This is a genomic window from Pseudobutyrivibrio ruminis, assembly GCF_015057245.1.
Taxonomy (GTDB): Bacteria; Bacillota; Clostridia; order Lachnospirales; family Lachnospiraceae; genus Pseudobutyrivibrio; species Pseudobutyrivibrio ruminis_E.
Window position 1 is genome coordinate 365,611 of sequence record NZ_SVET01000002.1, and the last position, 6,225, is coordinate 371,835.

The 6,225-nt window shown below is 38.1% G+C and carries 9 protein-coding genes and 1 tRNA gene; 1 reads left to right on the plus strand and 9 read right to left on the minus strand.

The genetic code is table 11. The features are described from left to right. Nucleotides 1–8: 8 nt before the first annotated feature. On the minus strand, nt 9–1,127 hold the full coding sequence (locus tag E7274_RS03645) for a CapA family protein (RefSeq protein ID WP_304173805.1): 1,119 nt from the start codon (nt 1,125–1,127) through the stop codon (nt 9–11). 126 nt (nt 1,128–1,253) lie between these two features. Here E7274_RS03645 and E7274_RS03650 point away from each other — a divergent pair, with 126 nt between their 5' ends. Further along, nucleotides 1,254–1,781, plus strand: coding sequence for a hypothetical protein (locus E7274_RS03650; RefSeq protein ID WP_304173807.1), 528 nt, complete (start codon nt 1,254–1,256; stop codon nt 1,779–1,781). A gap of 33 nt (nt 1,782–1,814) precedes the next feature. On the opposite strand, the gene E7274_RS03655 is transcribed toward E7274_RS03650, so the two are convergent. The 8 genes from E7274_RS03655 to E7274_RS03690 form a co-directional block, all read right to left on the minus strand. Further along, nucleotides 1,815–2,258 (minus strand): GNAT family N-acetyltransferase, encoded by a 444-nt coding sequence (locus E7274_RS03655; RefSeq protein WP_304173809.1) that lies wholly within the window; start codon nt 2,256–2,258, stop codon nt 1,815–1,817. Nucleotides 2,259–2,344: 86 nt separating this feature from the next. Then, a tRNA-Pro gene (locus E7274_RS03660) sits at nt 2,345–2,417 on the minus strand. A gap of 216 nt (nt 2,418–2,633) precedes the next feature. Continuing rightward, nucleotides 2,634–3,416, minus strand: coding sequence for a PhzF family phenazine biosynthesis protein (locus tag E7274_RS03665; RefSeq protein WP_304173811.1), 783 nt, complete (start codon nt 3,414–3,416; stop codon nt 2,634–2,636). A gap of 30 nt (nt 3,417–3,446) precedes the next feature. Beyond that, on the minus strand, nt 3,447–3,980 hold the full coding sequence (locus E7274_RS03670) for a histidine phosphatase family protein (RefSeq protein ID WP_304173813.1): 534 nt from the start codon (nt 3,978–3,980) through the stop codon (nt 3,447–3,449). A gap of 41 nt (nt 3,981–4,021) precedes the next feature. Beyond that, entirely contained in the window at nt 4,022–4,504 is a 483-nt protein-coding gene (locus tag E7274_RS03675; RefSeq protein WP_304173815.1) for a GNAT family N-acetyltransferase, read from the minus strand. Nucleotides 4,505–4,673: 169 nt separating this feature from the next. Further along, nucleotides 4,674–5,066, minus strand: a complete 393-nt coding sequence (locus E7274_RS03680) for a putative toxin-antitoxin system toxin component, PIN family (protein ID WP_304173842.1) — start codon at nt 5,064–5,066, stop codon at nt 4,674–4,676. A 5-nt stretch (nt 5,067–5,071) separates the two neighbouring features. After that, nucleotides 5,072–5,347, minus strand: a complete 276-nt coding sequence (locus tag E7274_RS03685) for an AbrB/MazE/SpoVT family DNA-binding domain-containing protein (protein WP_304173817.1) — start codon at nt 5,345–5,347, stop codon at nt 5,072–5,074. 115 nt (nt 5,348–5,462) lie between these two features. Beyond that, nucleotides 5,463–6,122, minus strand: a complete 660-nt coding sequence (locus tag E7274_RS03690; RefSeq protein WP_304173819.1) for a PIN domain-containing protein — start codon at nt 6,120–6,122, stop codon at nt 5,463–5,465. Nucleotides 6,123–6,225: the final 103 nt, after the last annotated feature.

Below are 6,225 nucleotides of genomic sequence, written 5' to 3' on the forward strand. Positions count from 1 at the left end.
ATTCTCCTCTATTCTGTCTTTTCCTGTGTAATAATTCCGTCGTCGCTTATTTGCGCATTTACTGATATGCTTTCAAGCCTATCATACAACTGGCGCTGCTTTGCACCATCTGCCACGTACTGTGTTGTGCAGTTTGCTTGCAATGCAGGTGTAATGATAACGTCCATATTTTCCTCATCATTATCTCCATAGCAATGCAATGTGATAAGCATGGTATCCAACGTCTTTTCGTTGAACCAATAATTTCCAAGACTGTAGACTATTGGTACATCGTTGTAAAACTCGAAGCCCTGAAGACAATGTGTGTGGGCGCCTATGATTACATCTGCTCCGGCGTCGATATACTCATGTGCCGTAGATGTCTGTAGCGGCTCAAGCACTGTGGAATATTCCGTGCCCCAGTGAGGTAGCGCCACCACAATATCCGCATTAGCATCGGCCTCTTTTATCTCTTCGTCAAAGAGGGCTGTGTCATAGCATCTGAGAATTCCTGGCTCGGTATCCGTGGCCTGTGGTGTCATCTTGTTCTTTTCAGCACGGGATGCAGCCACGAATGCTATCTTCTTTCCCTGGACTTCCATGTATACTGGCTCACTCGCCTCTTCCAAATTGTGGCCCGCTCCTACATATGGAATCCCTGCTGCATCCAAGGTATCCATTGTATCAAGCAATGCGTCTTTTCCATAATCGTACACATGATTATTTGCAAGACCCACTATATCAACCCCAAGCAACTTCAGATTCTCTACTCTGGCCGGATTGGCTCTGAAAGTATATGCTTTACCTGCCAGCGGTTGTCCACGGTCGCTGTATGTAAACTCGTTATTTATCCACATTATATCGGACTGCTGCATGGTACTTATCAACTCCGGTGAAATGCAGTCCGCAATACCATTTGCGCAGGTATTCAGATATTGGGTTGTGGCCCAATTTTCGTCAAAGTTGATATCGCCGGCGAAGCATAAAGTAAAATCGTATTCACCATTATCTTCTGTGGTAGATTCCACAGGCTGTGGCTGGCTATAGTTGGCCTCCTGGGCCGACACCTGCTCTTGCATAACCGTTTGCTTGCCGCATGCTACTAGCGATAAGGCCAAGCATATTGATAAAGCTATCCTTCTTTTCATTGGCTTTCCTTCCAAACTCCCTAATATAACTAATTTTAGCTTTTATTATACAACTTCATACTTTAGACGTACATTAGTGTTATTATCACTATATATGACCTTTGTTCGTTTTAAGGTGGTGATTCTATGTTGGGTATTAATGGCATAAACACTAACTTTTCTCCATATAGTAATTCTATTAATTCTGGCGCAACAAATCCTGTGGATTCTAAAATTGCAGATGAACTGCGTGCTGAGGGCAAAAGTGAGTCCTTGGCCAAGAATATTACCAGCGAACGCGCTGCAAAGCGAGCTGGCATAATTGAATGCGAAACCTGCGCCAGCAGAAAATATCAGGACGGATCTGACGAGCAAGTATCCTTTAAATCTGCTGCTCATATATCACCTAATGCTGCTGCGGCTCGTGTCCGCGGGCATGAGCAAGAGCACGTAAACAATGCCTACGACAAAGCTGAGGAAAGTGGCGGCAAAGTCCTTCAGGCCTCTGTTTCTATCCATACTGCTGTCTGCCCTGAGTGCGGCCGCACCTATGTCTCAGGCGGCACCACCCACACTAAGATTGCCTATCCAAACGAAGATAATCCTTATCAAAAAAACAGAAAGGAAGCCGATGCTGGCCTCCTCTCTGGAATGAATATCGATATGGGGGTTTAAAATCTTTTACATGCTGCAAACATTTTAGTTCTTTTATAGGTTCTTTTCAAATATTTGATCTGCAAGACCTACAATAGGAGTAAAATCTGCAATCTTTTTAAATCCATATTTTTCATATAGGCCACGATGTTCGCTTTTTAGATAAACTTTATTTAATCCTAGTTCTTTGCCATAACTTAGGGCTTTTTCTATTAGCTTTTCTGAAACTCTTTTGCCTCTATAGGATTCATCTACAAATACTAGATTTATGAATGGATGATAGTCATATTCAGGTGGGATATATCCATCTTCTTCAAAAACGCAAAATCCTGCAATCTGGTTAGCCTCTATAGCAACAAATATTTGCTCTTTATCTTTGAAATCATGTTTTTCCATCCTATTAGCTAAATTCTTGCCTGGGTTCCATGAGCAATTTCTAGAAAATGCTATTAGCTTATCCCAATATGGCTCATTCTCATTTACTAATATAATCTCCATAACTAATTATAGCCCTTTCGCTCTTTTGCTTTTTCGATAAGTTCTTTAGCTATATCCATCAGCAATTCCCTCCCAGTTTTTAATAATCGGAGTGACGCGATTTGAACGCGCGACTTCTACATCCCGAATGTAGCGCTCTACCATCTGAGCCACACCCCGTAAAGTAAATGGCTGCAAAGATTACTCCTTGCAGCCTTATATATTTTAGCGGGTAAGCTTAGCTTGAACCCGCAGTGTCGAGTTTAGGCCTCCACATTGTGGAGGAAATTTGAGGAATTGATCATCGGCAATGTCCTCCTTTCCTAAAATCGACTTAATTATAATACACTTTAGTCTTCCATAAAATATTGACTATCCTCTCTTCTTTAGCATTAATTATAGATTCACTACAATCTCTGATATAGCAACTAATGTAGCTTCTCCCCTGATAGTGATTCGATTATTATCCTCTAATCTGCAATGTACATAACCACCACGCTTTGAAGCCTGGTAAGCTTTGATTTCCTTCTTATTCAATACTTCAGACCAATAAGCTGCTATCTGACAATGAGCTGAACCACATACTGGGTCTTCTGCAACAAGAAGTTTTGGAAAGAAAGTTCTTGAGACACAATCTACATCTTTTCCTCTTGCTGTAGCATCCTGTCCTCTGCCTGGAAGCTTTGAGAGCTTCATCTGATCAGGATTCATATTTCTTATCTGCTCTTCTGATTCAAATATACAGAGAAGGTCTGGTCCAAGAAGAGCCTTTATAGGACGAACGCCGTAAGCTTCTTCCATTTCATCTGTAACAGGAATTTCAGGCTGTTCATATGTAGGGAAATTCATCTCCAAGAGATTTCCATTTCTCTTTACTGTAAGTTTTCCGCTGAGAGTGTTGAATTCTACTAGGTCTGAATCCTTTTCTATGTAATTTAGTATTACAAATGAAGATGCAAGGGTTGCATGTCCACATAGTTCTACCTCTGAACCTGGTGTGAACCAACGTAAGTGATAGCCCTGTTCCTCTTTTACAATGAACGCTGTTTCAGACAGATTATTTTCCATTGCCAGCTTCATCATTGATTCTTCTGATGGCCATCTATCCATAACACACACTGCTGCTGGATTACCTGCAAATGGTGTGTTTGTAAATGCATCTACGATATATTGTTTCATTATTGCCCCCTTTATATTCCCTTTTGTATATTAAAAATCGTATCTCTTAACCTCACAGTTCTTGATTCCACAAGAAGAAAACTCCTCATTTGTCATTTCTGTAAAGTAGGATTCCACCATTCTTGCAATTCCATTATGGGCTACTAGAATGACTTCTCTATCTGACTCCTTTATATCATCTATAAGATTGTATATTCTCTGAGCAAGATGGAGCATAGATTCACCAGTTCCAAATCTGCTTGCCATATCCTTTTTTGCTTCGTGGAATTCCGCTCCATCTCTTGGCGTAGACTCATATCTTCCAAAATTCTGCTCTTTGAGCCTTGGCTCTATTTCCATTGGTATTCCTGTAATCTCAGAGATGTGTCTTGCTGTTTCTTTTGCTCTTACAAGAGGTGATGTTAGGATTACGTCCGCAGTAATTCCCTGCTCCACTATCTTTTTACCAGTTTCTATGGCTTGCTCATGACCTTTTTCTGTGAGCTCAATGTCTGTTTCACCGCAAATCTTATTTTCTACGTTCCAAACAGTTTCCCCGTGTCTAATAAAATAAAAATGATCCATGTTTATATACTTCCTAACTCTTTACAATTAATGTTTTTCTTTTATAGTTTTAGTACTGCAATAATCTCTTCTCCATCCATATCACCAGTCTCAACAAATCCAAATGATGCATATAAATCCTTTGCAACTTGATTCTCTGGTTCATATGATAACCAACAATATTCAGCAGGACCACATGGATATTTCTTAATAAAATCAAGCCCAAGTTTTACTGCTTGTTTACCATATCCCTTGTGTTGATGTTCCTTATCTATCATCAAACGCCATAAATTATAATTACCAGTAGCTATTTCCGGTGCATCTTCCCAATAATCATCCTTATCAAAACCAATCATCATAAATCCAACTAGTTCATCACTATCATATATTCCAAAAGGATAGGCATATCCATGAGCAGTAATAGCTGTATAAGCCTCGATAATACTTATTTTATTACTAGCTACAAACTCTTTTTGCGAATCATTGACAGTAAGTTTTAAAATGTCCCATACATTATTCCCGTTTACTTTTTCAAGCCTTAACATTTCGTCCTCCCAATAATTGTTCTAGCTATATTTCTAAATATTTTATATGTTGTAACTGCCAACTTGCAACTACAACTTTTCGCCTTAGCTATATGTAATATTGCCCATCCTTTTTCTGACAAATAAAAAAGCACTACTATCATGAATAGTAATGCTCTATTATATCAATTTACATTTCTAAAAAAGTAGCTACGTTTATAATTCTTGGATCTTCAACCGCTGATTCTAAAAAATCCTTATCGCCTGTCAAGAATAAGTCCGCATGCGCATTTAGTGCCGCTCTAAGTATTGGTCTATCCTTAACATCTCGTATTTTTAATTCTGCTGCATTCATTTTTTTTGGAGTTTTGACAACTTTTATCGACTGTAAAGCAACATACAAAAACGCCTCTAGTTCCACTAATCTATCTGGAAATTTTTCTTGAAACTTTCTATGAAGTTCATCAACAACATAGTCACAAGTTATAGGTTGATATGGATAAGTTAGTGCCTTTCTCAATGCCTGAGCTACTTTTCCATTAGGAAATAACGCTGCTGAAATAAAAATGTTTGTATCGATCATCACTTTCACTCAGCATTTTCCTCCCTTCGTGATGCAGTAATCCAATTTGCAACATCGTCCTCAGATAAAAATCCCGCCTTTGAAGCTTCACCCTTCATTTGCTCTTGGAACCTTTTTAAAGCATATACGGCCGAATTAACAACTTTAACTTCATTTCCTTCAACTATAAATGTCACTCTATCTCCAGTCTCAATGCCCAACGCTGCTCTTACATTCTTAGGTATAGTGACCTGCCCTTTCGACATTACCTTTGCGTCATTTACAAATAATGTGCTTGCCATATTAACACCTCCTTTAAAAAGTAGGGAATTCCTACTTTTATTATAACTTGATATTAGGTTACTTACAATCTATTTTTTTAATAGCTTTATCTGCTCTTGCCTATTAAACTTCTTTTTATACCACTTCTTTGATAATATTGTAGATTTCTCTTCCGCTATCTCTTCCGAATACATGCATAGAATCTGAATACATTTTCTTCTTCTGAACTTTATCATGTATAGATACAAACGATATTATTTCATCTACAAGATTTTCATATTCTGTATCATCAAATGCATACTTTATTTTTTGGCATAGTCTCTCTTTTTCTTGATATTTGGCAAACTCTTCTTCTATATTTAATAATGCCATTTTTGAATCTACAAGGGCTTTTCGCTTATTATCATCAGGATCATTCATAGCAGAAATTGCAGCTTCAATTGTTGGTGCTTTAACAATAATCATGCCATCTGATTTATATTTTATGTTTACAAAATCAACAACTGCCTTAAAGCCTTTGTCGTTACTAATAATGGCAATATGTCTTTCTCCCTGCTCCGCTAATATTCCAGCCTGTACTGATATATAAAAATCTAATGCATTCTTTCCAGGAGCTTGTAACTTATATGTACTCCATTTGCAACCACTTTGTTCAATTAAGGTTACGTCACCCTTCCTAATGCTCTTACACGCGGCAGAATAAAATATTATCAAGATGTCCTTATCATTCACATACTCTAACCCTTTGAGTCCATTATGATTTGTTACATTTTCGTAATCTACTAGTATTGTCATTTCTTCCTCCTAGATAACACAGCTTGTCCCTCAAATGAAAAACTCATTGCAAAATAGAAGGTATTTCTAATACATTAAAGATTGTATTTTCAATTTTTGTGGT

What these genes read in the sequence shown, in the direction of transcription:
- E7274_RS03665 (WP_304173811.1), bottom strand. Translation starts at nt 3,416, where the DNA reads ATGAAACAATATATCGTAGATGCATTTACAAACACACCATTTGCAGGT.
- E7274_RS03690 (WP_304173819.1), bottom strand. Translation starts at nt 6,122, where the DNA reads ATGACAATACTAGTAGATTACGAAAATGTAACAAATCATAATGGACTC.
- E7274_RS03685 (WP_304173817.1), bottom strand. Translation starts at nt 5,347, where the DNA reads ATGGCAAGCACATTATTTGTAAATGACGCAAAGGTAATGTCGAAAGGG.
- E7274_RS03680 (WP_304173842.1), bottom strand. Translation starts at nt 5,066, where the DNA reads ATGATCGATACAAACATTTTTATTTCAGCAGCGTTATTTCCTAATGGA.
- E7274_RS03675 (WP_304173815.1), bottom strand. Translation starts at nt 4,504, where the DNA reads ATGTTAAGGCTTGAAAAAGTAAACGGGAATAATGTATGGGACATTTTA.
- E7274_RS03645 (WP_304173805.1), bottom strand. Translation starts at nt 1,127, where the DNA reads ATGAAAAGAAGGATAGCTTTATCAATATGCTTGGCCTTATCGCTAGTA.
- E7274_RS03650 (WP_304173807.1), top strand. Translation starts at nt 1,254, where the DNA reads ATGTTGGGTATTAATGGCATAAACACTAACTTTTCTCCATATAGTAAT.
- E7274_RS03670 (WP_304173813.1), bottom strand. Translation starts at nt 3,980, where the DNA reads ATGGATCATTTTTATTTTATTAGACACGGGGAAACTGTTTGGAACGTA.
- E7274_RS03655 (WP_304173809.1), bottom strand. Translation starts at nt 2,258, where the DNA reads ATGGAGATTATATTAGTAAATGAGAATGAGCCATATTGGGATAAGCTA.